Source organism: Micromonospora sp. NPDC049175 (assembly GCF_043197345.1).
In the GTDB taxonomy this organism is placed as follows: domain Bacteria; phylum Actinomycetota; class Actinomycetes; order Mycobacteriales; family Micromonosporaceae; genus Micromonospora.
The window spans coordinates 55927-81700 of sequence record NZ_JBICSY010000005.1; the positions used below are offsets into that span (position 1 = coordinate 55927).

At 71.2% G+C, this 25774-nt stretch carries 25 protein-coding genes and 1 tRNA gene; 14 read left to right on the forward strand and 12 right to left on the reverse strand.

Going from position 1 to position 25774, the window contains the following annotated elements; genetic code table 11:
- Positions 1 to 24 precede the first annotated feature (24 nt).
- Positions 25 to 1014, forward strand: coding sequence for a DUF5937 family protein (locus ACGFH8_RS20505; RefSeq protein ID WP_393369245.1), 990 nt, complete (start codon positions 25 to 27; stop codon positions 1012 to 1014).
- 12 nt (positions 1015 to 1026) lie between these two features.
- Here ACGFH8_RS20505 and ACGFH8_RS20510 read toward each other — a convergent pair whose 3' ends face one another.
- Together ACGFH8_RS20510 and ACGFH8_RS20515 are read right to left on the reverse strand one after the other, a co-directional pair.
- Complete coding sequence (locus ACGFH8_RS20510) at positions 1027 to 1557, reverse strand: nitroreductase family protein (RefSeq protein WP_393369246.1); 531 nt, start codon at positions 1555 to 1557, stop codon at positions 1027 to 1029.
- Positions 1558 to 1640: 83 nt separating this feature from the next.
- Entirely contained in the window at positions 1641 to 2429 is a 789-nt protein-coding gene (locus ACGFH8_RS20515; RefSeq protein ID WP_393369249.1) for a hypothetical protein, read from the reverse strand.
- A 256-nt stretch (positions 2430 to 2685) separates the two neighbouring features.
- Between ACGFH8_RS20515 and ACGFH8_RS20520 the strand changes: the two genes are divergently transcribed.
- Positions 2686 to 3951 carry an aspartate kinase gene (locus ACGFH8_RS20520; RefSeq protein ID WP_357803330.1) on the forward strand — a complete coding sequence of 422 codons (1266 nt, stop codon included), beginning with the start codon at positions 2686 to 2688 and terminating at the stop codon, positions 3949 to 3951.
- 5 nt (positions 3952 to 3956) lie between these two features.
- Positions 3957 to 5018 carry an aspartate-semialdehyde dehydrogenase gene (locus ACGFH8_RS20525; RefSeq protein WP_393369252.1) on the forward strand — a complete coding sequence of 354 codons (1062 nt, stop codon included), beginning with the start codon at positions 3957 to 3959 and terminating at the stop codon, positions 5016 to 5018.
- A 153-nt stretch (positions 5019 to 5171) separates the two neighbouring features.
- On the opposite strand, the gene ACGFH8_RS20530 is transcribed toward ACGFH8_RS20525, so the two are convergent.
- The gene (locus ACGFH8_RS20530; RefSeq protein WP_393370430.1) at positions 5172 to 6536 is read right to left on the reverse strand and encodes a diguanylate cyclase; all 1365 of its coding nucleotides are present in this window, start codon (positions 6534 to 6536) and stop codon (positions 5172 to 5174) included.
- Between the two features lie 250 nt (positions 6537 to 6786).
- Between ACGFH8_RS20530 and ACGFH8_RS20535 the strand changes: the two genes are divergently transcribed.
- The 6 genes from ACGFH8_RS20535 to ACGFH8_RS20560 all read left to right on the forward strand — a co-directional run bounded on the left by ACGFH8_RS20535 (position 6787) and on the right by ACGFH8_RS20560 (position 9983).
- On the forward strand, positions 6787 to 7128 hold the full coding sequence (locus ACGFH8_RS20535; protein ID WP_393369254.1) for an ArsR/SmtB family transcription factor: 342 nt from the start codon (positions 6787 to 6789) through the stop codon (positions 7126 to 7128).
- Complete coding sequence (locus tag ACGFH8_RS20540) at positions 7129 to 7356, forward strand: hypothetical protein (RefSeq protein ID WP_393369257.1); 228 nt, start codon at positions 7129 to 7131, stop codon at positions 7354 to 7356.
- The gene (locus tag ACGFH8_RS20545) at positions 7353 to 7943 is read left to right on the forward strand and encodes a CDP-alcohol phosphatidyltransferase family protein (protein ID WP_393369260.1); all 591 of its coding nucleotides are present in this window, start codon (positions 7353 to 7355) and stop codon (positions 7941 to 7943) included. Before ACGFH8_RS20540 ends, ACGFH8_RS20545 begins: the two co-directional genes overlap by 4 nt.
- Positions 7940 to 8440, forward strand: a complete 501-nt coding sequence (locus ACGFH8_RS20550) for a hypothetical protein (RefSeq protein WP_393369262.1) — start codon at positions 7940 to 7942, stop codon at positions 8438 to 8440. Before ACGFH8_RS20545 ends, ACGFH8_RS20550 begins: the two co-directional genes overlap by 4 nt.
- Before the next feature lie 101 nt (positions 8441 to 8541).
- Complete coding sequence (locus tag ACGFH8_RS20555; protein ID WP_393369265.1) at positions 8542 to 9321, forward strand: phosphodiesterase; 780 nt, start codon at positions 8542 to 8544, stop codon at positions 9319 to 9321.
- An 11-nt stretch (positions 9322 to 9332) separates the two neighbouring features.
- Complete coding sequence (locus ACGFH8_RS20560) at positions 9333 to 9983, forward strand: histone deacetylase (RefSeq protein ID WP_393369267.1); 651 nt, start codon at positions 9333 to 9335, stop codon at positions 9981 to 9983.
- A gap of 18 nt (positions 9984 to 10001) precedes the next feature.
- On the opposite strand, the gene ACGFH8_RS20565 is transcribed toward ACGFH8_RS20560, so the two are convergent.
- Complete coding sequence (locus ACGFH8_RS20565; RefSeq protein ID WP_393369269.1) at positions 10002 to 10799, reverse strand: alpha/beta fold hydrolase; 798 nt, start codon at positions 10797 to 10799, stop codon at positions 10002 to 10004.
- A 253-nt stretch (positions 10800 to 11052) separates the two neighbouring features.
- On the opposite strand from ACGFH8_RS20565, the gene ACGFH8_RS20570 reads away from it, so the two are divergent.
- Positions 11053 to 12759: a bifunctional metallophosphatase/5'-nucleotidase gene (locus ACGFH8_RS20570; protein ID WP_393369272.1), complete on the forward strand. Its 1707-nt coding sequence runs from the start codon at positions 11053 to 11055 to the stop codon at positions 12757 to 12759.
- Positions 12760 to 13546: 787 nt separating this feature from the next.
- Here ACGFH8_RS20570 and ACGFH8_RS20575 read toward each other — a convergent pair.
- Positions 13547 to 14830, reverse strand: a complete 1284-nt coding sequence (locus tag ACGFH8_RS20575; RefSeq protein ID WP_393369275.1) for an MFS transporter — start codon at positions 14828 to 14830, stop codon at positions 13547 to 13549.
- A 151-nt stretch (positions 14831 to 14981) separates the two neighbouring features.
- Here ACGFH8_RS20575 and ACGFH8_RS20580 point away from each other — a divergent pair, with 151 nt between their 5' ends.
- Positions 14982 to 15455: a hypothetical protein gene (locus ACGFH8_RS20580; protein ID WP_393369278.1), complete on the forward strand. Its 474-nt coding sequence runs from the start codon at positions 14982 to 14984 to the stop codon at positions 15453 to 15455.
- Between the two features lie 48 nt (positions 15456 to 15503).
- Here ACGFH8_RS20580 and ACGFH8_RS20585 read toward each other — a convergent pair whose 3' ends face one another.
- The 3 genes from ACGFH8_RS20585 to ACGFH8_RS20595 all read right to left on the reverse strand — a co-directional run bounded on the left by ACGFH8_RS20585 (position 15504) and on the right by ACGFH8_RS20595 (position 19607).
- A complete protein-coding gene (locus ACGFH8_RS20585; protein WP_393369281.1) occupies positions 15504 to 17420 on the reverse strand; it encodes a hypothetical protein in 1917 nt (638 codons plus the stop codon).
- A gap of 175 nt (positions 17421 to 17595) precedes the next feature.
- A complete protein-coding gene (locus ACGFH8_RS20590; RefSeq protein WP_393369284.1) occupies positions 17596 to 19056 on the reverse strand; it encodes a hypothetical protein in 1461 nt (486 codons plus the stop codon).
- Positions 19053 to 19607, reverse strand: a complete 555-nt coding sequence (locus ACGFH8_RS20595) for a SigE family RNA polymerase sigma factor (RefSeq protein WP_393369287.1) — start codon at positions 19605 to 19607, stop codon at positions 19053 to 19055. Before ACGFH8_RS20595 ends, ACGFH8_RS20590 begins: the two co-directional genes overlap by 4 nt.
- A gap of 141 nt (positions 19608 to 19748) precedes the next feature.
- Here ACGFH8_RS20595 and ACGFH8_RS20600 point away from each other — a divergent pair, with 141 nt between their 5' ends.
- A complete protein-coding gene (locus tag ACGFH8_RS20600; protein ID WP_393369289.1) occupies positions 19749 to 20402 on the forward strand; it encodes a class I SAM-dependent DNA methyltransferase in 654 nt (217 codons plus the stop codon).
- Between the two features lie 35 nt (positions 20403 to 20437).
- On the opposite strand, the gene ACGFH8_RS20605 is transcribed toward ACGFH8_RS20600, so the two are convergent.
- The 3 genes from ACGFH8_RS20605 to ACGFH8_RS20615 all read right to left on the reverse strand — a co-directional run bounded on the left by ACGFH8_RS20605 (position 20438) and on the right by ACGFH8_RS20615 (position 22112).
- A complete protein-coding gene (locus ACGFH8_RS20605; RefSeq protein WP_393369292.1) occupies positions 20438 to 20956 on the reverse strand; it encodes a hypothetical protein in 519 nt (172 codons plus the stop codon).
- Positions 20957 to 21056: 100 nt separating this feature from the next.
- Positions 21057 to 21133, reverse strand: a tRNA-Pro gene (locus ACGFH8_RS20610).
- 85 nt (positions 21134 to 21218) lie between these two features.
- A complete protein-coding gene (locus tag ACGFH8_RS20615; RefSeq protein WP_393369295.1) occupies positions 21219 to 22112 on the reverse strand; it encodes a metallophosphoesterase in 894 nt (297 codons plus the stop codon).
- Positions 22113 to 22137: 25 nt separating this feature from the next.
- Between ACGFH8_RS20615 and ACGFH8_RS20620 the strand changes: the two genes are divergently transcribed.
- A complete protein-coding gene (locus ACGFH8_RS20620) occupies positions 22138 to 22593 on the forward strand; it encodes a GatB/YqeY domain-containing protein (protein WP_393369297.1) in 456 nt (151 codons plus the stop codon).
- A gap of 186 nt (positions 22594 to 22779) precedes the next feature.
- Positions 22780 to 23094: a hypothetical protein gene (locus ACGFH8_RS20625; protein WP_393369300.1), complete on the forward strand. Its 315-nt coding sequence runs from the start codon at positions 22780 to 22782 to the stop codon at positions 23092 to 23094.
- Positions 23095 to 23174: 80 nt separating this feature from the next.
- Here ACGFH8_RS20625 and ACGFH8_RS20630 read toward each other — a convergent pair whose 3' ends face one another.
- Positions 23175 to 25595 carry a penicillin-binding protein gene (locus tag ACGFH8_RS20630; protein WP_393369302.1) on the reverse strand — a complete coding sequence of 807 codons (2421 nt, stop codon included), beginning with the start codon at positions 25593 to 25595 and terminating at the stop codon, positions 23175 to 23177.
- Between the last annotated feature and the right edge of the window lie 179 nt (positions 25596 to 25774).

Here is a 25774-nt window from a genome sequence, read left to right on the forward strand (position 1 = left end):
CCAAATCCTGCCCCGGGGGTGGCCATGTCCGAGTTGCGGTTCAGCCTGGCCGACGTGGCGGGTGTGCGGCTCGCCGTGTCGCCGGTCAACGAGACGGTCATGAGCATGTGGGCGGTCGGCAGCCCGGTGCACCACCCGGTTCACCTGCCCTGGATCGACCGCGCCCGGGTGATCCTGCGGCGTCCGGAGGTGGCCGACCGGGTCCGACCGCTTGTGGAGCTGGCCCGGCCGCGTTGCTGGCTGCCCGACTTCCTCACCCCGGCGCCCCGGCCGAACGTGGAGATGGCCGAGCAACTCGACCAGATCGCCACGACACCGCCGGACGTGGTGGTCCGGGATCTGCTGGCGACCACCCCGCGCCGGCCGTTGGGCGCGTTCGGGCGGGCGTTGCTCACCGATCCCCGCGGGCTGCTGCCGCAGCTCGTCGACGCGGTGCGGGTCTGGCACGAGGAGGCGATCGCCCCGGACTGGCCGCGGATGCGCGCGCTGCTCGACGCCGACGTGGCGTACCGTGCCGCCCAGCTCGCCGGGGGCGGTGCCAGCGGGCTCTTCGAGCAGCTCCACCCGACCCTGCGCTGGCTCGGCGACCGGGTGGTCACCGACGACCCGTTCGGGCGGGACTTCGACCTGCGCGGGCGCGGGCTGGCGCTGAATCCGACGGTGTTCTCCAACCAGCGGGTGCTGTGGAATCTGCTGGAGGACTCGTTGCCGGTCGGGGCGTACCCGGTCCGTGCGGTCGGAACGCTCTGGGAGGCGACCGGGCCGCCACCCGGCGACCCGCTGGCCCGGGTGATCGGCCCCGGCCGGGCCGCGCTGCTGCACCTGCTCGACACGGCGACGACCACCACCGACCTCGCCCGACTCGCCGGGATGTCCGCCGGGAACGTCTCCCAGCACCTGGCCGCCCTGCACGCCGCCGGCCTGGTCTCCCGGTCCCGGCAGGGCCGACACGTGCTCTACCGCAACACCGACGCCGCGCGGGTCCTGCTCCGGGCCAGTGGTGGCGGCGGGTGAGCCGCCGACCGATCAGCGCAGCAGCAGGTCGGCGACCGGGCGGCGGTGCCGCAGGCCGGTCTCCCGGGCGCGCAGGTCGGCCGGCAGGGTGAACGGGTCGCCGAGCCGGCCGACGGCGGCGACCACCAGCGGGCGAACGCCGCCGGGGAGGTCGAGTTCGGTGGCGAGGCCGGTCTGGTCGAAGCGGGTCAGTTGCCGCACGTGCAGGCCGAGCGCGGTGGCCTGGAGGGTCAGGTGGGCCACGGCCTGACCGAGGTCGTACGCGGCCCGCTCGGCGTCGCCGCCGGTGTGCGCGCCGACCACGAGGGTCGACGCGAGTCGGGCCCAGCCCTGGTCACCGCCCGGCAGGTTGATCAGGATCCGCTTCCAGGTGTCGTCGTCGCGGTGGCCGACAGCGAACCGCCAGGGCTGGCGGTTGTCGGCCGACGGCGCCCAGCGTGCGGCCTCCAGCAGCGAGGCCGCCTCGTCCGGGGTCAACTCGGCGCTCGGGTCGAAGGCCCGGGGGCTCCAGCGGAAGGCGAGCAGCGACGTCAGATCGGCCATGGGTGAAGTGTGCCCGATGGGTGATTCGTCCCCTTGTCCGGGTACGTCAAATGTGGTCAAGAGCACCCGTAACGGGACGATGATCAGGGCGTTCCCGTGCTGGGACTACCCGACGGATCGGGGGTCGGCGGCGCGGCGGTGTCGAGCGGGTCCCGGTCCACCACCACCGGGCCGGCCAACTGCACGGTGGCCGGCGCCGGACCCGGCGGTGCGGCCAGCCGCAGCGTCCCCGCCCCGGTCCGCACCCCGGTCGGCGTGCCGTCCCCCTCGTAGCAGTAGATGCCCACCTCCACCGGAGCGTTGAGCGACGCCGAGGTGGAGTCCACCGAGTAGCAGGTCCCGGTGAGGCCCTCGGGTGGGCTGGCGGGGGCCACCGCCAGCGCCGCGCGCCGGTCGGTGAGCACGTCCAGCCAGTCGGTGAGCGGATGCTGGACGCGGGGGTCCGACCGGCGTGGGATCGCGTCGTCGCGCTCACCGAGGCGTACGCAGCTCGCCGACTCGGGTCGCCCGGCCGACGGCAGGGCGCACTGGAACAGCCCGTCGTTCGTGGCGGCTATCGAGATGTCGGCGGCGCCGCCCAGCGCGCCGCCCGGCACGTCGACCCGCCAGCTGCCGTCGTTCGCGCTCGTGAACGTGATGGTGCGAGCCGGTTGACCGGTCTGGCTGTAGACGTACTGCGCCACCAGGTGGCGATCCTGGGCAGCCGCGGCGAGAGCGGCCAGCTCGTCCCGCGCGGCGTCCACCGCCACCGGGCCCGGCTCGGCGGGCGGCGGGGCCGGAGGCTGCGCGTCGGTGCAGGCGACCAGGAGAGCTGGCAGGGCGATCACGAGTGGCCCGAGCACGCGGACGGCCGAGCGGGTGAGGACGGGCACCGGCCCATTCTGGTGGGTGCGGACTGTTGGTGGGCGCCAGCGGGTGAAGGCTCGTTCCGGCGTGTCGGACGTGTCGTCGCCGCGTACCGCCGGAGCTGGTGGGAGCGGCCCGGCCGCCCCGCGCGGGCCGGATGGTGGGATCACCTGACCCGCCGTCGTTACCCGCCGGATACCCTCAAGGGGACTGACACGCGCCGCCGGCCCCGGTTCCGGCGGCGTCGGCACGCTCAGGGTCGCTGGGAGGGAGTGCACCGTCGTGGCACTCGTGGTGCAGAAGTACGGCGGGTCCTCCGTCGCCAACGCCGAGCGGATCAAGCGGGTGGCCGAGCGCATCGTCGCCGCCCGCAAGGCCGGCGACGACGTGGTGGTGGTGGTCTCCGCGATGGGGGACACCACCGACGAGCTGCTGGACCTGGCCAACCAGGTCAGCCCGCTGCCGCCGGGCCGCGAGTTGGACATGCTGCTCACCGCCGGGGAGCGGATCTCCATGGCGTTGCTCGCCATGGCCATCCACAACCTGGGGTACGAAGCCCGCTCGTTCACCGGCTCGCAGGCCGGCGTGATCACCACCTCGGTGCACGGCCGCGCCCGGATCATCGACGTCACCCCGGGGCGGCTCAAGGGCGCGCTCGACGAGGGGTCGGTGGTCATCGTCGCCGGCTTCCAGGGTGTCTCGCAGGACACCAAGGACGTCACGACGCTGGGCCGGGGTGGTTCGGACACCACAGCCGTGGCGCTCGCCGCCGCCCTGCACGCCGACGTCTGCGAGATCTACACCGACGTGGACGGCATCTTCACCGCCGACCCGCGGATCGTGCCCAACGCCCGGCACATCCGGCACATCACCTACGAGGAGACGCTGGAGCTGGCCGCGTGCGGCGCGAAGGTACTGCACCTGCGTAGCGTGGAATACGCCCGTCGGGCGGGGTTGCCGATCCACGTCCGTTCGTCATACTCGACCAACACCGGCACGATGGTCACCGGATCGATGGAGGACCTTTCCGTGGAGCAGGCACTGATCACCGGGGTCGCGCACGACCGCAGCGAGGCCAAGATCACGATCGTCGGGGTGCCCGACGAGCCGGGTGCCGCCGCGGCGATCTTCGACACCGTCGCCGGTGCCGAGATCAACATTGACATGATCGTGCAGAACGTCTCCACCGAGGGCACCGGCCGGACGGACATCTCGTTCACCCTGCCCAAGGCCGACGGCCCCACCGCGATGGCCGCGCTCAGCAAGATCCAGGAGCCGGTCAAGTTCAAGGGCCTGCTCTACGACGACCACGTCGGCAAGGTCTCGCTGATCGGTGCCGGCATGCGCTCGCACCCCGGTGTGGCCGCCGGCTTCTTCGCCGCGCTCGGCGCTGCCGGGGTCAACATCGAGATGATCTCCACCTCCGAGATCCGGGTCTCCGTGGTCTGCCGGGACACCGACCTCGACGCCGCCGTGCGCGCCATCCACGACGCGTTCGAGCTTGGCGGCGATACCGAAGCCGTGGTCTACGCGGGGACGGGTAGGTAGCGCCGATGACGGCGCTGCCCACCCTCGCCGTGGTCGGAGCGACAGGTGCCGTCGGCACCGTGATGTGTGAGCTGCTCACGGGGCGCCGCAACGTCTGGGGTGAGATCCGGCTGCTCGCCTCCGAGCGCTCGGTCGGCAAGCGGGTGCGGTGCCGAGGTGAGGACGTCGTCGTCCAGGCGCTGACCCCGGAGGCGTTCGACGGGGTCGACGTGGCGATGTTCGACGTCCCCGACGGGGTCTCCGCCGAGTGGGCGCCGATCGCCGTCGCCCGCGGCGCGATCGCCGTCGACAACTCCGGCGCGTTCCGGATGGACCGGGACGTCCCGCTCGTCGTTCCGGAGATCAACCCCGAGCAGGTCCGCAACCGGCCCCGGGGCATCATCGCGAACGCCAACTGCACCACCCTCGCGATGATCGTCGCGGTGGCGCCCCTGCACCGCGAGTACGGCCTGCGGGAGCTGGTGCTCGCCTCCTACCAGGCGGTCTCCGGCGCCGGCCAGGCCGGCGTGGACATCCTGCACGACCAGCTCACGAAGGTTGCCGGGGACCGCGCGCTCGGCTCGCGCACCGGCGACGTCCGCCAGGCGGTCGGCGACGACCTGGGCCCGTTCCCCGCCCCGCTGGCGCTCAACGTGGTGCCCTGGGCCGGCTCGTCGGCCGACGGCGGCTGGTCGTCGGAGGAGATGAAGATCCGCAACGAGTCGCGGAAGATCCTCGGCCTGCCCGACCTCAAGGTGTCCGCCACCTGCGTCCGGGTGCCGGTGGTCACCGCCCACTCGGTGGCCGTGCACGCGGTCTTCGGCACCGAGGTCGATGCCGAGGGCGCCCGCGAGGCGCTGCGCAACGCGCCCGGGGTGATCCTGGTCGACGACCCCGAGGCGGGGGAGTTCCCGATGCCGATCGACGCGGTCGGCACCGACCCGTCCTGGGTCGGCCGGATCCGCCGCTCCCTGGACGACCCCCGGGCCCTGGACTTCTTCGTCACCGGCGACAACCTCCGCAAGGGCGCCGCCCTCAACACCGCCCAAATCGCCGAACTCCTAGCAAAAGAACTCCGCACCCCCTAACCCCACCCCCACCCCCACCCCGCCCCGCCCCGCCCCTGCCCCGCCCTGCCCCGCCCCGCATCGCGATCTTGCACTTTCTGTCGCGGCGAAAGGGGCGAAAGTGGACGAACCGGCGACAGAAAGTGCAAGATCGCGGGGGTGTGGGGTGTGGGGTTAGGCGGCGGAGAGTAGGACTCCGTCTCGGCCTTGGCGTTTTACCGCGTAGAGGGCCTGGTCGGCTCTGCGCAGGGTGCGGTCGGGGGTTTCGCCGGGGCGGGGGAGCGCGACGCCCACGCTGATCGTGCGGCCGACGCGTCGAGCCGCCTCGGTCAGCCGTTCGGCGATCCGGACCGCCTCCTCGGGGCGACTCACCTCGATCACCGCGACGAACTCGTCGCCGCCGATCCGGTACAGCTCGTCGCCGTGCCGGAGCGCCTCCTCCAGAGCGCGGGCCAACCCGACGAGCACCCGGTCGCCGGCCTGGTGGCCGTACGTGTCGTTGACGGTCTTGAAGCCGTCCACGTCGATCGCCAGCAGGGCCGTACGCCCCGGTGTGGCCGCCGCGATCCGCTGCCCGAACGGGCCGGTGTGCCGCAACCCGGTCAGCGGGTCGGAGCTGGCCTGCTCGCGTAGTCGAGCCAGCGTGCGGAGCCGGTCCAGGTTGGTCCAGGCCTGCCCGGCGAGCAGGTCCATCAGGCTGACGGTGGTCGGGTCCGGGCGCAGGGCGCGTTCGTCGGCGACCAGCAGCACGCCGTCGGCCTCCGGTGGCCCGACCGGTACGGCGACCAACGTCTGCGCCCCCGCCCGGGTCAGCGGTCGGTAGTCCTCGGTCGGGGGGTGCCCCGCCTCCCCGAGCGTGTATCCGGCGCCGTAGCGGTGTGCCCGGTCGACCATCCGGGCCAGGGCCGCCGGGCCAGCCTCGGTCAGCTCGGCACGGATCCGGGTCTCCAGGTCGCTCGGCGTCGCCGGGGGTGGACCGAGCTGGCCGGCGACCAGGAGGACCGCGGTGGAGAGGGTGGAGACCTCCCGGGCGGCGCGGGCCGCCGCGTCCATCAGCTCCGCCTCGGTGAGCGCGGAGGAGAGCGCGGCGGTGTGCCGGAGCAGCTTCTCGCCGCGGCTCTCCTCGGGTGGGCCGCCGAGCGCGGTGATTCGCGCGCCGAGTCGGTCGGCCAGCCGCTGTGCCGTCTCCCGCCACAGCTCCAGGTCGGCTGGCTCACTCCACTGGAGGTCGAGCACGCCGATGGCCCGGCCCGTCGGGTCCAGCACCGGTACGCACAGCTCGGCGGTCACGTCGGGGCGTACCGGAAGGTAGTCCGGGTCGGCGGTGACGTCCGGGACGACGGCGGGGGCGCCGGTGGCGTACACCCGCCCGACGATGCCGGTGCGCGCCGGCACGGTCGCGAAGACCTGCCAGGCCCCGGTCGCCGCGACGCAGCGCAGACGGTCGTGGGCCGCGAGCAGCACGGAGATCGTCGCGGTCGTGTGGCGGGACAGCGCGGTGACCGTCCATCGACAGGCCTCCGGCACGCTCGACGCCATCGGGAGGCGGACGATGACGTCACGGCTGACTCGCTGATGATCCACTCGCACGTCGTTCCAGGTAGGGGAGGGGCCCGGCCGGCGCCGAGCCGCACGATCAAGCGTACTCACGATGACGCGACGGCCGGGCTTCGTACACACGTGCTATCCACAGGCTGTGGACACAGCCTGTGGGCGGTGCCACCGGGCATCGGAGTTGACGATCGCGTTTGCGCCTGCCAATAATAGTTGGCATGAGCCAAGGTGAGCTATGGGAGAGCTGAGCGGCGACCGGCTGGTCGAGGTCCTTGCCACGCTGGCCAGCCCGCACCGACTGCGGGTGCTCGCCGCACTGACCGGCAGACGCGTGTACGTCTCACAGCTCGCCCGCGATCTGGGCATCAGCCGCGCACTGCTGCAGGTGCACCTCAAGAAGTTGGAAAAAGCCGGGCTGGTCACCGCACATCTGGAGTTGTCCGAGGACGGCAAGGCACTCAAGTACTACGAGACCGCGCCTTTCTCGTTGCACCTCACGCCCGACGTGGTGGCGGCCGCCGTCACCACCCTGAGCAACGCCGGAGACGGCAATGCCCCACCGGAAGGAACACGTTAGATGGACGTCACCGCCTCGGTCTTCCTCGTCGTCGTCGCCGCCCTGCTCATCTCGGGCGTCTGGTACGCGGGCGTCCGCACGCGGACCGCGCTGGCGGGCGAACTGCAGCGGCAGTACGCCGAGCAGGCCGCCGAGACCCAACGCCTACTCGCCGACGTGAGCGCGCAGTTGGCCGACCTGAACCGGCGCACCGCCGACATGCAACGCATCCTCAAGGACGCCGAATGACAGCCGTCGGCCTCAGTCCGCCGGTCACGCTGCTCAACGTCCCCAACGCCATCACCGCCGTACGCACGGCCGGTGCCGTCGGGCTCGCCGTGGCGGCGCTGACCCAGCGCAGCGCGCATCTGCTGGTCGCCGCCTACCTGCTCTACTGGATCGGAGACATCCTCGACGGTGCCGCCGCCCGGAGCCTGGGGCAGGAGACGCGTACCGGCGCGGTCTTCGACATCGTCGCGGACCGTGCCTGCACGTCGGCCTGCGCCGCCGCGCTGATCGTGCTGCGGCCGGCCACGGCCCTGCCGATCGCGGTGTTCCTGGTCCAGTTCATGGTCGTCGACCAGTTGCTGAGCCTGATGTTCCTGCGCTGGCCGCTGCTCAGCCCGAACTACTTCGCCCGCGTCGACAGGCGCATCTACCTGTGGAACTGGTCTCCGCCGGCCAAGGCGCTGAACACCGCCGCGGTGGTGCTGCTGGCGATCTTCGCGCCGATGACCGTGGCCGTCACGTTCGCCCTCGCGGTCGCCGCGGTGAAGGTCGTCTCGTTGGCCTGCGCGGCCAAGCTGCCGGCGGGCCTCCCGCGCACCCAACCATGATCGCCGTCCTGGTGGCCGCGGCCGTCGGGCTGCTGTCGGCCTTCCTGCCGTTCACCCCGGCCGAGCCGTACCTGATCGCGACCGTCGCGACGACAAGCGCGCCGCCCGTGGCGCTCGGCGTGGCCGCCGCTGCCGGTCAGACCGTCGGCAAGGTCCTGATCTTCCTCGGTGCGCGCGGCGCGATCCGCTCGACGTGGCTGCAACGGCGGCTGCGCAGAGACGCGCCCGCCGTGCCGGCGCGGCCGGGTCGACTGGGCACGATGCTGGCGCGTCCGAAGGCGGCCGGCGCGCGACTCGTCGAGGTGCTGGAACGCCCCCACCAGTCGACCGGGATGCTGCTGGTCAGCGCCGTCACCGGCCTGCCGCCGCTGCTGGCCGCCAGTGTCTACCTGGGACGCACACCCATGCGCCCGGCCGCCTTCGCCGTGACGTGCCTGCTGGGCCGGGCGATCCGCTTCGTCACTGTCGCGCTGGCCCCGCAGCTCGCCGGCTACTGAGACGGTGCCGGGCCGAGCGCGGACTGCCGCGTCTGGTCACCCCCGCAACCGCGCGCCCGGCGATAGCGTGAAACCCTCGACACCGAGGAGGCGAGCCGCCCATGCTCATCGCTCAGCTCAGTGATCCCCACCTGACCACCGGACTGCTCGCCGCCGCACCGGCCGCCGGGCTGCACCGCGCGCTCGGCCGGGTGCTGGCCGTGCGGCCGCGGCCGGACTGCGTGGTGATCACCGGTGACCTGGTCGACCACGGCCGGCCGGACGAGTACGAGGCGCTGCGCGAGCTGATCGGCCGGTTCCCGCTGCCGGTGTACCTGGCCCCCGGCAACCACGACGACCGTGAGGCGCTGCTCGACGCCTTCGGCGGCACACCGTGGCTCGGCGGCGGCTTCTCGACCCACTACCACGTCGACCACGAGGCGGCGACGATCGTCGTGCTCGACTCGCTCGTCGCCGGCAGCGACGGTGGCCAACTCGGCGAGGAGCAGCTCGGCTGGCTGGACGGGGTGCTGGCCGGGCGACCCGAGGTGCCCGCCGTGCTCTGCCTGCACCATCCGCCAGTGGCGGTCGGTATCCCCGTGGCCGACTCCATCCAGCTCGCCGACGGTGCCGCGCTCGCCGAGGTGGTCGGGCGGCACCCGCACGTCGTCCGGGTCGCCGCCGGCCACCTGCACCGCCCGGTCACCACGGCCTACGCGGGCACGGTGCTCACCGTGGCGCCCAGCACGTGGAGGCAGGCCACGCTCACCATGAGCGCCGACGACCAGATCGGCTGGGTCGACGAGCCGACCGCCTTCCTGCTGCACCTGGTCGAGGCGGGTGGCTGCGTCACACACACCGTGCAGGTGAGCCACTCGGCCGGTCAGACCTGTAGCTCCTGAGGGAGCCCGCCGTGGTGCTCTGGTACGTCGCGTACGGCTCGAACATGCACGCCGCCCGCCTGGCCTGGTACATCGGTGGCGGCTGCCCGCCGGGTGGGAGGCGGACGTACCCGGGCTGCCGGGATCGGCGCCCACCGAGCCGGTCGGTCCCGGTGTCGCTGCCCGGCGGGATCTACTTCGCCGGTGAGTCCCGGGCCTGGACCGGGGGCATGGCCTTCTACGACCCGCGGTTGCCGGGCGAGGCCGCGGCCCGCGCCTACCTGGTCACCGAGGAGCAGTTCGCCGACATCGCCGCCCAGGAGATGTATCGCCCGGCCGGTGCCGACGCCGACCTGATCCCCGCCACCGGGGCGGCGATCGAGGCGGCCATCGCCGCTGGACGGGCGACGCTCGGCCCCGGCCGGTACGAGACGTTGATCTGCCCCGGCAGCCACAGCGGCGTGCCCCTGCTCACCTTCACCGCGCCCGAGGGGGCGTCGGCCACCCGGTGCCGGCCGCCCGCGCCGATCTACCTCGGCATGATCGCCCGCGGCCTACGGGAGGCACACGGCTGGCCGACCGAGCGGATCATCAGCTATCTGGCCGCCCGACCCGGCGTGGCCGACGGGTGGCGCCCCGACGACGTTGCCGACCTGGTCACCGAGGCGCTGGCCGCCGGGTGACCCGCTGCGCCGGTGCCGTCAACCGAGCAGGAACTCGCGCAGCGCGGGAGCCAGCGTCGCCGGCGGCACGTCGTGGTAACCACCGTCGAGGCTGATGGACCGGCCGCCCGGGACCGCCTCGGCGGCGGCCCCGCTCGCGTCCCGCAGCCACTGTGGACTGCCGGTGCTGTGCACCGCGAGAGTCGGCACGGTGATGGCCGCCAGCCGGCCGGTGGGCAGTCGCCCGCCGGCGGTGACGATCGAGTCGTACACCAGTGTGTGCGCGATTGTCGTGAGCCCGCCCCACATCGGTTGCGACCGCATCCTGGTGATCTCCTCCGCCGGCAGCCCCACCGAGTCGCCGAGGAAGAGCTGCACCGCGCCGTCCCTGTCGTCGGCGGCGATCAGCTCGATGAGGCGCGCGGTGAGATCCCGCCAGACGCCCACGTGCGGACCGACCTGGAACGGTGGCTCGAACAGGGCCAACCTGGTCACCGGAAGGCCCTGCGCGGTGGCGAGGGCGGACAGGATCGCGCCGGAGGAGATCCCGTAGACGGCGGCGGAACCACCTGCCGCCGCGATCAGGGCGGCCAGGTCGTCGATCTCGCGACCGATCTCGTAGGGCGCGGTGTCGCCGCTGAAGCCCCGCCCGCGGCGGTCGTAGCCGAGGACTGTGAAATCCGGTGCCAACGCCTCGGCCAGCGCACGGGTTGCGGTGCGATCGCTGAACGCCCCGCCGACCAGGACGATCGCCGGCCCGGCGCCGGACCGCTCGAACGCGATGGGTGTGCCGTCCGCCGATCGCACCTGCTCCACCTGCGGTGTCGTCTCGCTCACGATGCTGCCTCCGTCCGCGCCGACCGTCAGGTCCTTTCTAGACCCTGGGTACGACGATGTCTGGCAAACGCTCCTCCGAGGTGCGGGCGTACCCGCAGCTCCGGGTCGACCCGGCGGCGTCCGGATGAGAGGCTGTCGGTGCAGGCGGCCATCCCCAACCGCCGCCAACCGCGACCCTGACGACGGCGTCGCTCGGCGGCCCGGTCGACCCAGAGGCCAGGCCCCGCGGGCGCCGATTCTTCCAAGGAGATCCATGTCCATGACCGGGATGCGACGGGCCGCTGTCGGCCTGACCGCGCTCGCGGTGGCCGCGTTCGGCGCGGTCGCCACCAGCCCAGAACAGGCCGACGCGCGACCGAAGCCGGTCGACGTCACCCTGCTGGCCCTCAACGACCTCCACGGCAACCTCGAACCGCCGAGCGGCTCCAGCGGCACGATCGCCGGGCAGGCCGCGGGCGGCGTCGAATACCTGGCGACCCACCTGGCCGAGTTGCGCGCCGCCGCCAAGAAGAAGAACACCATCACGGTGGCCGCCGGTGACCTGATCGGCGCGTCCCCGCTGCTCTCCGCCGCGTTCCACGACGAGCCGACGATCGAGGCGCTGAACATGGCCGGGCTGGACTACGCCAGCGTCGGCAACCACGAGTTCGACGAGGGCGCCGCCGAGCTGCTGCGGATCCAGAACGGCGGCTGCCACCCGGTGGACGGCTGCGCCGACGGCACCCCGTTCCGGGGCGCCGACTTCACGTACCTCTCCGCGAACGCCTTCAAGACCGCCACCGGCAAGCCGCTGCTGGCACCGTACGCGATCCACAAGGTGCAGGGCGTCAAGGTCGGCTTCATCGGCATGACCCTGGAGGGCACCCCGCAGATCGTCAGCCAGCAGGGCGTCGCCGGCCTCACCTTCGCCGACGAGGCGGACACCGCCAACCGGTACGCGCGCGAGCTGCGCCGCAAGGGCGTACAGGCCATCGTCGTGCTGCTGCACGAGGGCGGCACCCAGGCGGCGACCGGTGGCATCAACGACTGCGTCGGCATGACCGGGCCCATCGTGGACATCGCCAACCGAATGGACCCGTCGATCGACGTGGTGGTCAGCGGGCACACCCACCAGGCGTACAACTGCGACATCAACGGCAAGCTGGTCACCAGTGCCAGCTCGTTCGGACGCCTGGTCACCGACATCGACCTGAAGATCGACCGCCGGAGCGGGGACGTCATCTCCGCCGCCGCGAACAACGTCGTGGTCACCCGTGACGTGGCCAAGGACCCGAGGCAGACCGCCCTGATCGACAGGTACAAGACGGTGCTCGGCCCGGTCGCCGGCCGCCAGGTCGGCGTGACCAGCCAGGCCATCACCCGGAGCCAGGAAACCCTCTTCGGTACGAGTCTCGGTGAGTCCCCGCTCGGCAACCTGATCGCCGACGCCCAACTCGCCGCCACCGACGACGAAGAGGGCGCGGTCGCCGCCTTCATGAACCCGGGCGGAGTACGGGCCGACCTCGACGCCGGCCCGGTCACCTACGAGGAGGCGTTCACGGTGCAGCCGTTCGCCAACAACCTGGTGACGCTCGACCTGACCGGCGCACAGCTCTACTGCGTGCTGGAGCAACAGTTCGTCACCAACCGGACGCTGTACCCGTCGGCGACCGTGGGCTACGTGGTCGACCCGAACGGCACCACCGGCACGGTGGCCGACCCGTGCGCCGGCACCCGGGTGGTCCGGGGCAGCCTCACCCTCGGCGGGACCGCCGTCGACACCACCGCCACCTACCGGGTGACGGTGAACAACTTCCTGGCCGGCGGCGGCGACGGCTTCAGCGCCCTCACCGGCGGGACCAACCAGGTCACCGGCCAGATCGACCTGGACGCGTTCGTGGCGTACCTGACCGCGCAGTCGCCGGTCTCCGCCCCGACGCTGGACCGCATCCGCACCACCGCCGAGGTCCCCGCCGCCTGACGGCCGACCCCGCTACACCGGGCCCCGGAGCAGCCGCTCCGGGGCCCGACCCGTCCTTTGCCCGCGTCCGTGCTTCCGTGCTCGTGCGTGTCCGTGCTTCCGTGCTCGTGCGTGTCCGTGCTTCCGTCCGCGCTTCCGTGCTCGTGCGTGTCCGTGCTTCCGTCCGTGCTTCCGTGCTCGTGCGTGTCCGTGCTTCCGTGCTCGTGCGTGTCTGTGCTTCCGTGCTCGCGCGCGTGTCTGTGCTTCCGTGCTCGCGCGCGTGTCTGTGCTTCCGTGCTCGCGCGCGTGTCTGTGCTTCCGTGCTCGTGCGTGTCCGCGCTCCCGTGCTCGTGCGTGTCCGCGCTCCCGTGCTCGTGCGTGTCCGCGCTCCCGTGCCCGACGTCCCCTGCGTGTGCCCGTCCCAGAGGCCCGTGCCTGCGTGCGCCTGGGCCCACCTGCGCCCGCGCGGACAAGATCGCGCTCGAACATGGATGTAGTGGCATCGGCGTTCGGAGATGCCACTACATCCTGGATCCAGCACGATCTTGGTCTGCGTCGAGAGCAAGGCGGGCTCAACCTCGACGCCATAGCCACCCTCACGAAGACCACGGAAGGGTGTTGCAGTCACCGGCTGAGCCTGCCCAATGGGGAAATCCCCCGCAACATCAGGGATGTTGCTGCCTCCCGCGTGCCCGAGGCAGCAACATCCCTGATGTTGCTCAGATCTTGGCGCGGGGCGCGGGGCGCGGGGCGCGGGCGCGCGGGGCGCGGGGCGCGGGCGCGGGGTGCCTGGGGCGGGTGTTTGAGGTCAGGCGGGGGTGGGGGTCGGGGCGGGAGATGCCGCGACGGCCGTGGTGCGGCCGTCCTGCTCGGCGCTGAGCAGCCGGCGCAGCGAGAGCGCGATCAACGACGCGACCAGGCAACCGCCGACCACCGTCGCCACCCAGACTCGGCCGTCGGCGGCGCCGATCAGCGGTCCCGCGGTCACCGGGCCGATCACACCGCTGATTCCGAAGATCATCGAACTCATCGCGTTGTACCGGCCGCGAAGCTCGTCAGTGGCCAGGGCGTTGGTCAGCGCGGGCATCACCGGCGACAGCATCGTCTCGCCGAAGCCGAAGATCGCCGAGCAGGCCACCACGCACAGGGCGGCCAGCACCGCGCTCTCCCCGGTGACCAGGCCGGCCGCGCCGAGGACCAACCAGGCGGCGGCGAACACCGCCCCCACCACCGCCAGTGCCCGGGTGCGGCTGCGGCCCTCGATCCGACGGATCACCAGCAGTTGCGCGAGCACGATCATCACGGTGTTGGCCGCGAGCGCCCAGGCCACCACCCGGGGGTTCACCTCGACCACCCGCACCGCGTACGCGGCGAAGCCCACCTCGATCTGCGCGTACCCGCAGGTGGTGAGAACCAGCCCGAAGACCACCAGCCGTCGGAACGGGCGGTCCCGCAGCACGGTCAGGTAGCCGCCGGGCGACGGCTCGTCGACACCTCGACGGTTGCCGAGCCGGTGACCCACGGCGGGCAGGGAGAGCAGGATCAGCGCCGGCAGCAGGTACGTCAGCGCGTCCAGCAGGTAGATCGTCTGGAAGGTGCCGGGCCGGGCGGTGTCGACGATCGCGCCGGAGGTCATGCCGCCGACGCCGATACCGAGATTGAGCAGGGCGAAGTTCAGCCCGAACACGCGTTGCCGCTCGTCGTCGTCGGTCAACGACGCGAGGATCGTGTTCTGCCCGGACCAGATCGCCGAGCTGCCGATGGCGATCACCGTCATCACCAGCAGGGCCGAACCGGTCGAGTGGACCAGCGCGAGCGAGCCCGTGCCGATCGCCTCGATCACCAGGCAGGTCACCACCACCCAGCGGGCGCCGATCCGGTCGATGAGCGTCCCGCCCAGCGGCGACAGCGCAAGGGTGACCGCGCCGTACCAGCCGATGACGAGGCCGGCGCGGGCGTCGGTGAGCCCGCGTACGTCGGTCAGGTAGATGAACAGGAACGGCAGGGTCAGACCGCGCCCGACCGCCGACAGCAGAGTGCCGAGCATGATCCGGCGGGCGTCCGATCGGCGGGGCAGGGCGCGACGCAGCATGTCCGGCATTCTGTTCGTCAGGTGTGACACGGCGCGAACCGTTTTGGTCGCGCCCCGCCGTCGCCGAGGCCATCGGGTGACCAATCCCACGATGATCCACTCGGCTCGGTGGTGGTCAGTAGGTGTCCGCCGGGTCTGCGATGCTGGCCCGATGACCGGCACCTGGCGACATCTGCCCGCTACCGCCCGCGCCATCGCGGTGACCGCCACCGCGGCCGTCGCCGCCGCCCAGGCACGCGACGGTCAGGCGTACGACGAGGCGGTCGGTGGCCTCGCCGCCGACGAGCGATCCGGCCTGGTGCTCGGCGCGGTGGTCCGGCTGCTGTTGGAGGAGAGCCATCCGGAGGGGCTGGCCGGCGACGACATCCGCCAGGTGTTGACCCGTTGCGTGCAGAGCGCGACGCGGTGGCGGTCGGACGTGGACCCGCACGTGGTGCTCGTCCTGCTGGCGGGCGCGCTCGGCGTGTACGACCCCGACGGCGACGAGTCGCCCCCGGACGCGTCGGCGCTGGCCTGGCATGCCCCGCTCCTGGTGGCCGACCTGTTGGCGACGACAGGCGTGTCGTTCGACGACTACCTCGCCGCCGCGTTCGCCGAGATCGAACGCACCGAGCGACAGGACTGACCGGCGGGGGCGGCCACCTCCATGTGGTGGCCGCCCCCGCCGCTCAGGTCAGGCGGCGGGGGCCGCCACCTCGAACGAGTACCAGTTGGCGTCGTATCCGACCGAACCGTCGGCGTGGACGCCGTAGACGGTAAGCGTCACGTATCCGCTGGCAGTCGGCGTCCAGGTGATCGTGGCGCGACCGTTCTCGTCGGCCGCCACCTCGGTCGGCTCGGCGTCGTCGAAGCTGTAGCGGAAGGCCTTGGTGTCCGTCCAACCCACCGGCGGGGAGAAGGTGAAGGTGCCCTCGACTCCCACCCCGCCGACCGGCGAGCCGTCACGCGAGTAGTAGACGTCGGACTTCACCCCGGGGCCGGGGCTGTAGTACCCGGACCAGGAGGCCGCCTGTGACACGAACCCGTTGTCGCTGCGGCTGCGTACCGTGATCTGGGGTCCGTCCGGCTTGGTGGAGACGAAGCGGAAGTAGGCCGTCCCGTCCTCCTCCGCGGACCTGATCTCGGGGTCTCGCCCGTCCAGGGTGATCTCGTACTCGCGGACGCCTGTGACACCGGGCGCCGGGACGAACCTCAGCAGCACTTCCTGCCCCCACTGCGGCGGACCGTTCTCCTCCCGCACCTCGGGGGCGGTCCACGGCACGAGGGTGCGGTACTCGACGGTCCCGGAGACGTTGCCGGCGAGGTCGATGGAGCGGACGGTAAGCGTCTGCGTTCCGAAATCGGTCGGATTGATCGTCACGGTCGCCGAACCGCCCGGCTTGTCCGCCCGGACCGATCCCGGCTGGTCGAGCGGGTTCGTGCACTCCAGCTGACCGTAGTCACCGCTGGTCGAGCAGCTGCGGACGCCCAGACCGCGCCAGGAGTACTCGAAGCCGGCGACGTCCTTGTTGCCGTTGCCGGAGAAGGTGAAGGTCCCGGGCACACCTGCCGGTGCCCACTCGCCGGTGCTGTCCGCCGGGTAGTTGGCCGAGGTGACGGTGGGCGCGCCGGGCGCGGTGCCGTCGTGGGTGAAGAAGCACTTCTTCGACCACGCCGAGGCGTCGGTGCCGTCGGTCACCCGGGCCTGCCAGACGTACGACTCCCCGTCGGCGAGGAAACCGTCGGGCAGGTTGACGGTGTTGGCCCGACCGGAGATGCCGTGCTCGCCGGTGAACACCTGCCGGGCGTCCGGCGTGGCCTTCGGCCAAATGGCGACCTCGGTCCGGACGGCCCACTCGTCGTTGCCGTCCGCGTCGGAGCCGACCGCCTGCAGCACGTTGGCGAACCCGCCGATGCGCGGGTACGGCTTCAGTTGGGTGCAGGGGAGGCCACCGTTGTAGAGGTGGGCACCGTCGATCTGCGGCACCGAGTTGTACTCGGTGCTCATGCGGACGCCCTGGTAGGCGTCGAGTCGTCGACCGTAGGAGGCGTCGCTCTCGAACTGCTCCGGCACCCGGATCTCGAGGGTGATGTGGCGCTGCCGGTGTGCCACCGCATCCTGCACCGCCGGGGTCACGTCGAGGGCGATGCCACGGGGGCAGTACTGCGTGGGCGTCACGTCTTCGGCGACCTTGACGATGGGCGCGGGCGACCGGTTCCAGGTGGGCGTCGTGGTCACCGGCTTCGTACGCCAGATCTCGACGGCACGCTTACCGCAGTCGGCGACGCTGTCCTCGTCGACGAACACCTTGCCGGAGTAGACCTTCTTGCCCTCGTACGCGGCGAGGTCGAAGGTGACGTACACCCGCGAGGTGTGGCTCTTGCCCGCGTCGTCCTGCCAGGTGCCGAGCGGGAGAGGGGTGCCGGCTTCCGACGGGTACGCCTTCTTCGGTGTCGCCGAGTCGGTCCAGCCCACCGCGACTGTCGGCGTGCGCTCGGGCTGCGGTGCCGCGAGGGCCGCGCTCGTGGTGGACATGAGACTGAGCCCGCTGACGCCCATCGTCAGCGCGAGGGCGCCGAGGGCAGCGCGGCGCGGCCTGGATCTGATCACAGTGGATGTTCCTCCCCGTGTGCCATCCGCCTACTGAACGGATGATCAGGCGCATCAAACCCTGGATGGTGTGGGGCGGCAACAGCCTTTCGGCCGGCTTGGTAGCCGGCCGAAAGGATCGACGATCTTTTGAGCCGCGCCGACGGGACCGCGGACCCGGACCAGCTCGGCGCGCTCAGTCCTGGTTCCAGGTGTCCGTCTCGAATATCGACTGCGCACCCTCCCCGGCCACCTGGCCGCTGGCGAGCGTCCGGCCGGCCGCGTCGAGCGCCTCGACGACGAGGCCCGTCATGGAGTGGGGCACGGGCAACACCGCCCCGGAGCCGCTGACCGCAACCGTCGACACCTGGCGCCCATCGTGCGTCACCCGCACCTGGGTGGCTGCCGCCGGCGTCACCACAAGCAGGGACCGCCGGCCCTCGACGCCGATGCGGTCATCGTCGATCGGCACAGCCAGGACGCCTGCGGGGTCGGTCGGGTCCGCCGCGACGGTGAAGGAGGTGCCGGTGCCGATCACACCGTTGGCCCTCGGTTGATCGAGGTCGATCGTCACCTCGCCGACCCAACCGCCGCCGCCGGCCGCGGGAGCGGCCAGGATCGTCGCCCTGCCGCTCTCCACCGACCCGTCGGCGGCCGACAACCCGTCGGTGGAGCGGACGGGGAGGCCGGCTACCTGCCCGCCCCACACCACGCTGGGCAGGGCGGCCAGTTGGTATCCCCTCGACTTGGCGTACCCCGACACCATCAGTCGGGCGCGCTGCTCCGGAACGCTGCCGCGTACGCCTGACATCGCGGTCGTGAGCTGCGCGTCGGTGAGCGGTCCCGGCAACAGCGACCCCGGGCCCGGGGTCATCTTGCGTGTCACCGTGCCGCAGTCGACCCGCCACCACTCGGGCCGCTGGGTCTTCGGGGTACGGATCAGGTAGGACCCGGTCGGCTCCGGGGCCCACTGGAACGCTGTGCCGTTGGGCAATGGTGAGGTGAGGAAGACGCATCCGGCGGGTGCGATCGCCACGTGGATGGTCGTGCCCGGCCCGGACGGGTCGCCCAGGGCGAGGCTCTCGTAGGGTTCCAGGCCGTCGCCGACGCCTCGACCAATGTTGGTGCTGGCCAGCTTCTCGGCGCTGGCCCCCTCGTCGGCGGACAGCCACATCGCGGCGCTCGGCCAGCCGGTGGCCGGATCGGGCTGGTCGCGGACGAAGGCGGCGAGCGCGATCCGCTGGCCGCCGACGTCGTCGACGAACAGCACCTTCACCGCGCTCACCGGCACGGCCAGCCGGGGGATGTCGCCCCGGCGCTGCGCGGCCAACAGGAGTTCGGAGAGCTGGCGGACATAGCCGCTGTCCTGGCCGACGGCGCCCCGCGGCGGTGACTGGAGGAGTTTGTCCGACCAGGCCAGCACGGGTGCGATGGACTCGGTCGAGTCTGCCGGTGGTGGTTGGGTGGTCCGACCCGGGTCGGCGATCGCGAAGGCCGCTCCGCCCAGGGAGACCACAAGTGCGAGGGCCAGCCCACCCATGCGACGCTGCCGGCTCCGTCGATAGCGTGCCCTGGCTCGGCCGTACGGATCCGGCTGTGGGGTCAGGTTCCTGCCCAGCTCGGCCAGCGCCTGGCCCACTTCCTCGTCGACAGTCATGGTGTAACCCCCGTCATCGTCGTCGTCCCGGTCGGTGCTGGACTGGCTGCCGCTGAGGCCGGTGTCGGTGGCGACGCGTCCGACGCCAGTGCGAGACGCAGGCGTGCCAGACCTCGCGACGCGCGGCTCTTGACCGACCCCACAGAGCAGCCCAGGGCGGCAGCGACCGCCACCTCCGGCAGATCGACCACGTACCGGAGCACGATCACGGCCCGGGTGCGAGGCGTCAGCTCCCGCATCGCCTCGTACAGGGCGTGCCGTTCCGTCACCGCCTCCGTCATGTCCCGGCCGGACCGGTCCGGCAGGATCGACGTCACCACCTCGTGCACGCGGTGGCGGCGCCAACTGCTGATGTGGTGATTGACCATGACCCGTCGCAGGTACGCCATCGGATCGTCGACCCGACGCCACCTGCGCATCACCTTCACCAGCGCCGTCTGGACCAGATCCTCGGCATCCTGGGCCGACCCGGTGAGGTGGTACGCCACGCGCAGAAGATCCATGTAGCGCGTCTCGACGAACTCTCGAAAATGCTCGTCGTCCACTGCCATAAGCCCCCGCCTCGGTTGGTTACCCATCACGACTCCGTCGGGGGCCAATAGGTTGAAAGCCGGCCGGGGGCACATCGTGCAGTTCCAGCGCGTCCTGCCGGCGGGCGGTGCGCTGTCGACCGCCGCGCTACTGTGCCCGGGATGAGCGCCGACGGCTGGCTGGCCGACACCCGGACGTCCTACGACACGGTGGCCGCAAGTTACGCCGAGATGCTGCGCGACGCACTCGTCGCCGCGCCGTACGAACGGGCGGTCCTGGCGTTGTTCGCCGAGCTGACCCGCCTTGGCGGCGAGGGACCCGTGGCAGACATCGGCTGTGGGCCGGGACGGATCACCGCCCACCTGCACGGCCTCGGTGTGGACGCCTTCGGCATCGATCTCTCGCCCGCGATGATCGACATCGCCCGACGCGACAATCCTGACCTGCGGTTCGCTGTGGGCTCCATGACCGACCTCGATCTCACCGACTCCTGCGTCGCCGGCATCCTGGCCTGGTTCTCACTCATCCACGTCCCGGACGACGACGTTTCCACCGTGCTGGCCCACTTCCACCGGGTGCTACGTCCCGGTGGCACCCTGCTGCTCGCCTTCCACGTCGGTGACGGGCATCGGCTGAAGACCGAGGGCTACGGCGGTCACCCGATGAACGTCTACGTGCACCGCCGCCCACCCGACCGGGTCGCCGCCTGGCTCGGCGACGCCGGGTTCACTGTCGAGGCCCAACTGCTGCACCGCCCCGACGAGACCAGGCACGGAGCGTTTCTCTTCGCACGCCGGGGGTCTGACAAGGAATGACAGCGTTCGCGTGCCGTCGACACGGGCCTCGGATATCAGGGCCGGCTTGCGTGGAGGAACACCGTCACGGTGTCCTCCCGGTCCAGGTCCGCCAGTAGGCGACGGTAGGTGCCGTCGGGTCCCGGTGTTTCCTCGTCCAGTCCGGAGATCCGAACAGCCGTCTCGGGGTGCCAGCTGTTTCCTCCGCCGACGTCGTCCTGCTTGCTCACGACGCGTAGCCCGGGGGTCAACGTGGCGGCGAAATCTCCGTCGGTCAGGAAGGTGTCGAGGGCGTCGCGAGGAATCCGGAACCTCGCCGACAGGTAGGTCTCCAGCCCGTTGCTCTGGGCGGCCGAGAGGAGCACCGTGCCGGGCGGAAAGGTCACGTGGGCGAAGGCTTCGACCTCCGACGCGCTCGCCGGCTGCGGCGCCGACTGAAGCGAGTCATCCAAGTCCTCAAGCCCGCTGACGGCCACGAAGCCGCACGAGACCAGAGACAGCACGAGGCTCAAGCTGGCTAGGACGAGAGCGGCCGTGGCCCTGCGGCTGGGCTTCGGCGCCGGCTGGTCAGACACCTGCCGCACGATACGCGACTCATAGCGTGGTGTTGATCTCCGGCACCGCCGTTGAAGCACCAGAGGGCACATCCATGGATCGGATGTGCCCTCTAACCTCTGGTCGGGGTGGCCGGATTCGAACCGACGACCTCTTCGTCCCGAACGAAGCGCGCTACCAAGCTGCGCCACACCCCGAGGCGTGCCGACAAATAGTAGCCCACCCGCCCGGATGGTCAAACTCGGTACCCCCGCCGCCCTGGCCAGCGGGCGGCGGGGTTCGTCAGCGGGGGATGAGGGTGAGGATGCTGGCCTCCGGGGGGCAGGCGAAGCGGATCGGGGCGGTCGGGTGGGTGCCGAGGCCGGCGGAGACGTGCAGCCAGGAGTCCGAACCAGGCCAGCGGTGCAGGCCACGCGCCATCGAGCGGGGCAGGCCGCAGTTGGTCACCAGGGCCCCGTAGCCCGGTACGCAGACCTGACCGCCGTGGGTGTGCCCGGCGAGCAGCAGCCCGAAGCCGTCCGCGGCCATCTGGTCGAGCACCCGCGGCTCCGGGGAGTGCGTCAGCGCGATGGACAGATCCGCCGACGACGAGACCGCCCCGGCCACGGCGGGGTAGTCGTCCCGGTCGATGTGGGGGTCGTCCACGCCGACCAGGTCGAGCTGCCGACCGCCGGCCTTCAGCGTGGTCCGGGCGTTGTTGAGGTCCGCCCAGCCGGCGCCCGTGAACACCTGGCGCAACTCCTCGTAGGGCAGCTCGACGCCCTCGGTGTACTCCCGGTCGGGCAGGAAGTAGGTGAAGGGGTTCTTCAACACCGGGCCGGTGTAGTCGTTGGAGCCGAACACGAACGCCCCGGGATAGTCCAGCAGCGGCTGGAGGGCCCGCAGCACTCCGGGCACCGCTCCCGGGTGGGCCATGTTGTCGCCGGTCACCACCACCAGGTCAGGGTCGAGGGCGGCCAGCGACGCCACCCAGCGCTGCTTGCGCGCCTGGTCGGGCATCATGTGCAGGTCCGACAGGTGCAGCACGCGCAACGGCTCCGCGTCGGCCGGCAGCACCGGCACGTCGTACCGTCGCAGGGTGAACATGTTGCGCTCGATGAGCGACGCGTACGCGAGGGTGGCCGCGCCGACCGTGGCGGTTCCGGCGGCAAGCCGGAATAGTGTGCGCTTTCGCATGGCGTTCAGGGTAGTTTGACCGTCCATGAGCACGCTGAAGGACCGCCTCACCGCCGACATGCGTTCCGCGCTCAAGGCGCGCGACGAGCTGACCACCTCCACGCTGCGGATGGCCCTGGCCGCCGTCGGCACCGCCGAGGTCGCCGGCAAGGCCAAGCGCGAGCTCACCGATGACGAGGTGCTCGCCGTGTTGACCAAGGAGGCCAAGAAGCGCCGGGAGGCGGCCACCGCCTTCGCCGACGCCGGCCGCGCCGAGCAGGCCGCGAAGGAGACCGCCGAGGGCGAGGTGCTGGACCGCTACCTGCCCAAGCAGCTCTCCGACGCCGAGTTGGCCGAGCTGGTTTCGGGGGCGCTCGCCGCGGGCGGCTTCACCGGGAAGACCCAGATGGGCCCGGCCATGAAGGCTGCCCAGGCCGCGGTGGCGGGCCAGGCCGAGGGTGGTCGGGTGGCCGCCGAGGTACGCCGACAGCTCGGCCTCTGACAGTCGGCGGTGTGACACTTGGCCCCCGCCGATCTTGTGGTTCGACGGGGCACACCGAAGGGCATGTCACTGATATATGGAAGCCCTGGCTTGCCCTGATCCGGTCCGCATTGTGATCCGGGAGCAAGGGAGTCGGCCGTAGGTATCCTCTGGTTTGAATGGCCGTACCTGGCGGTGACGTCCACGGTGCTGGTTGCGATCTGGATCGTTCTCGTGATCCGCAATCACCGCGTGGGCTGGCGCTTCTTCGCCTTTGGCGGAGGGCTGGTCGTCCTGTGCTTTGTCGGGGGGCCGTTGGTGGGCAGATTGGCGGCACCAGAAATTGGGTGCCAAGCTCAGGAGGGGTTGGCCTGCGGCATGGGGGGTGTCACCGCAGCAGCCTGGGCGAACGGCGCAGTGGCGCTGTGCTGCCTGGTCGTGCTCCTGATCCTGACCCCTCTGGTCAGGCTCGCCGCCCGCGGCGGCTCGACGCCGTTGCCCAGGTCCGGTGACGGTTCATAGGGCCGCCGCCTGAGTCCGGTCTAGACGAAACGGGCGGGCACCCGGTGTGGGTGCCCGCCCGTCGTGTCCTGATCGTCGACTCAGCCGCCGGGACGGCCACCGGGTCGACCGGTGTTGCCGGGTTGCCCGCCGCCGGTGTTGCCCGGCGTGGCGCCACCGCCGCCGTTACTGACCTGGATGGTGACCACGCCACCCTTGATGGTGCGGCCGTCGGGGCTGGTGCCGTGGGCGGTGCCCGCCGGGCAGGACGACGGCACCTTGGCCTCGGAGACCACCGGCTCGAAGCCCGCGTCCTTGAGCCGGGACTTCGCCTGCTCCACCGAAATGCAGCTCACGCCGGGGATGCTGCGCTGGTCACCCTCGGAGATCTTCTGGCCCGGTGGCTCGAACTGGATGCGCTCCTTGTTCTTCATGGCATCCCGCAGCGTCTCGTACACCGGCGGGTTGATGCCGTTCTTTTCCTTGTGCAGCATCCTGACGTTCGTCTGCGGCCAGTCCGGGTCGGCCATGATGCCGGCCACCGCGTACTGCCTGGTCATCGCGACCAGTGCGGCGGTCTTCTCCGAGTCGGTGGTGCCGGACTTGCCGGCCACCGGCGCGTCGACGATGCCCTTCACGACGGCGGCGGTGCGGCTGCTGCCGCACTTGCTGGTGCTGGAGTTGTCGCCGACCGGGCAGCGGGCGGCGTCCACGGCGGCTCGGGCCACCTCGGTGCTGAACCGCTTCTCACAGCGCGGGTTGGCGATGTCCAGCTTGTTGCCGTCCGGGTCGCGGATCTCCTGCACCGGGATCGGCTCGCAGTACTTGCCGTCCGCCGCCAGGGTCGCGTACGCGTTGGCCAGGTCGAGCGGGGTGGTCTGCGAGACACCGAGGGTGAAGGCGCCCCACTGGTGCGCCCCCTTCTCCAGGGTCAGATCCTCCTCGGTGCGGAACTGGATGCCGGCCCGCTTGGCGGCGCTGACCACGTTTTCCGCGCCGACCTGCTGCTGGAGCGGGACGAAGAAGGTGTTCACCGACTGGGCGAAGGCGGTCCACATGTTCTGGACGCCACCGGGCTTCAGACCGGAGTTGGTCGGGCAGTACAGGTTGGTGCCGGGGCAGGCGGCGGGGCCGGGCTGGATCTTGTATTCCGACCGGAACTGCTGCGGCGCGTTCATGCTGAAGCTGAGCGGGATGCCCTTCTCCAGCGCCGCCACGATGGTGAAGATCTTGAAGGTCGAGCCGGCCTGGTAGCCGGTGATGCCGTCGCCACCGGTCAGCAGCGGGTTGACCGTCGCCGGATAGTTGCCCCGGATGCCCTTCCTGCTCTTCGCCGGATCGCTGGAGATCTTGTTCCTGGGCTTCTTCGGGTCGTCCAGCTTGAACTGCCTGTTGACCGCAAGGGCCCGGACCCGGCCGGAGCCGGGCTCGACCACCGCGACCATGGCGGCTTCCTTGCTGTTCTCGCTCTTGGCCTTACGGACCGCCTTGTCCGCCCCGCGCTGCGCCTGGACGTCGATCGAGGTCACCACTGTGTAGCCGCCGCTCTTCAGCCGCCGCTCCCGGTCGTACGTGGTGGAACCGAACGTCTCCTGCTGCATCCACCAGCGGTAGAAGTAGTCGCAGAAGAAGCCCCAGCTGTTGACGTTCGCGGCGACGCAGCCGTTCGGGGTGCGCTTGTCCAGCACCTTGAGCTCGACGGCCTTGGCGGCGTCGGCCTCCTGCTGGGTGATGGCCTTGATCTCGACCATGTTGTTGATGACGTAGTCACGTCGTTCCAGCGCGGCCGGGTAGCCCGACTCGGTGGTCGGGTCGTTCGTGGTGGGCGCCTTGACCATGCCGGCCAGCAGCGCCGCCTCCTCGATCTTGAGCTTGCTCGGCGGCTTACCGAAGTAGACCTGGCTGGCGGCGTAGATGCCGTACGCGCCGTTGCCGAACGCGGCGAGGTTGAGGTAGCGGGTGAGGATCTCGTCCTTGGAGAATTCCTTGTCGACCTGGAGGGCCAGCCGCATCTCGCGAAGCTTGCGGGCGCTGGTGTCCTCGGTGGCCGCGACCACGTCGGCCGGGTGGGTGGCCGAGTAGGCGATGGCCAGCCGGACGTACTGCATGGTCAGCGTCGAGGCGCCTTGCCGGCCGCCGTCGCTCTGGTTGTTGACGAACGCGCGGGCGACACCGTTGATGTCGACGCCGTTGTGTTTGTAGAAGTCGTGGTCCTCGGCCGCGATGATGGCCTTCTGCATGTACGGAGAGATGTCGGCGAGCTTCACGTCGCGCCGGTTCTCGTCGTACATGGTCGCGAGCGGTGTCTTGCCGTCCGAGGCCAGCAGATAACTGATCTGTGGCGCGCGGGCCACCGTCAGCTCCGTGGGCAGGGCGCCGAATGTCTCGGCGCCGGCCTTCGCGGCCAGGCCGGACATCGCCACCGCGGGGAAGGCCGCCGCAGCGACCACCACGCCAGCCAGCAGGCCGCACACCAGCAGCGATGCGGCGTTGGTCAGCACATTGTGGTCACGTTTCCGCATCCAGGTCACCTCGGCATGGTACGCGAGTAGGGAACGAGGGGCGCCTGGGAGTTCTTTCCCCATTTCCTGCGCGCGCTGCCCTCGTTGTGCTAAACGCACGACCCCCGGTGCTTGGTTGCGTGTGACCCGGCGTGAGTCTCCTCCGATTCAGGTGGGCGGCGCAGAGTTATCGCCGACCT

Bases quoted from the DNA above. Each gene is read 5' to 3' on its own strand.
- ACGFH8_RS20505 (WP_393369245.1), top strand. From the start codon at position 25: ATGTCCGAGTTGCGGTTCAGCCTGGCCGACGTGGCGGGTGTGCGGCTC.
- ACGFH8_RS20510 (WP_393369246.1), bottom strand. From the start codon at position 1,557: ATGGCCGATCTGACGTCGCTGCTCGCCTTCCGCTGGAGCCCCCGGGCC.
- ACGFH8_RS20525 (WP_393369252.1), top strand. From the start codon at position 3,957: ATGACGGCGCTGCCCACCCTCGCCGTGGTCGGAGCGACAGGTGCCGTC.
- ACGFH8_RS20530 (WP_393370430.1), bottom strand. From the start codon at position 6,536: ATGGCGTCGAGCGTGCCGGAGGCCTGTCGATGGACGGTCACCGCGCTG.
- ACGFH8_RS20535 (WP_393369254.1), top strand. From the start codon at position 6,787: ATGGGAGAGCTGAGCGGCGACCGGCTGGTCGAGGTCCTTGCCACGCTG.
- ACGFH8_RS20540 (WP_393369257.1), top strand. From the start codon at position 7,129: ATGGACGTCACCGCCTCGGTCTTCCTCGTCGTCGTCGCCGCCCTGCTC.
- ACGFH8_RS20545 (WP_393369260.1), top strand. From the start codon at position 7,353: ATGACAGCCGTCGGCCTCAGTCCGCCGGTCACGCTGCTCAACGTCCCC.
- ACGFH8_RS20550 (WP_393369262.1), top strand. From the start codon at position 7,940: ATGATCGCCGTCCTGGTGGCCGCGGCCGTCGGGCTGCTGTCGGCCTTC.
- ACGFH8_RS20555 (WP_393369265.1), top strand. From the start codon at position 8,542: ATGCTCATCGCTCAGCTCAGTGATCCCCACCTGACCACCGGACTGCTC.
- ACGFH8_RS20570 (WP_393369272.1), top strand. From the start codon at position 11,053: ATGTCCATGACCGGGATGCGACGGGCCGCTGTCGGCCTGACCGCGCTC.
- ACGFH8_RS20575 (WP_393369275.1), bottom strand. From the start codon at position 14,830: ATGCTGCGTCGCGCCCTGCCCCGCCGATCGGACGCCCGCCGGATCATG.
- ACGFH8_RS20580 (WP_393369278.1), top strand. From the start codon at position 14,982: ATGACCGGCACCTGGCGACATCTGCCCGCTACCGCCCGCGCCATCGCG.
- ACGFH8_RS20590 (WP_393369284.1), bottom strand. From the start codon at position 19,056: ATGACTGTCGACGAGGAAGTGGGCCAGGCGCTGGCCGAGCTGGGCAGG.
- ACGFH8_RS20595 (WP_393369287.1), bottom strand. From the start codon at position 19,607: ATGGCAGTGGACGACGAGCATTTTCGAGAGTTCGTCGAGACGCGCTAC.
- ACGFH8_RS20600 (WP_393369289.1), top strand. From the start codon at position 19,749: ATGAGCGCCGACGGCTGGCTGGCCGACACCCGGACGTCCTACGACACG.
- ACGFH8_RS20615 (WP_393369295.1), bottom strand. From the start codon at position 22,112: ATGCGAAAGCGCACACTATTCCGGCTTGCCGCCGGAACCGCCACGGTC.
- ACGFH8_RS20620 (WP_393369297.1), top strand. From the start codon at position 22,138: ATGAGCACGCTGAAGGACCGCCTCACCGCCGACATGCGTTCCGCGCTC.
- ACGFH8_RS20630 (WP_393369302.1), bottom strand. From the start codon at position 25,595: ATGCGGAAACGTGACCACAATGTGCTGACCAACGCCGCATCGCTGCTG.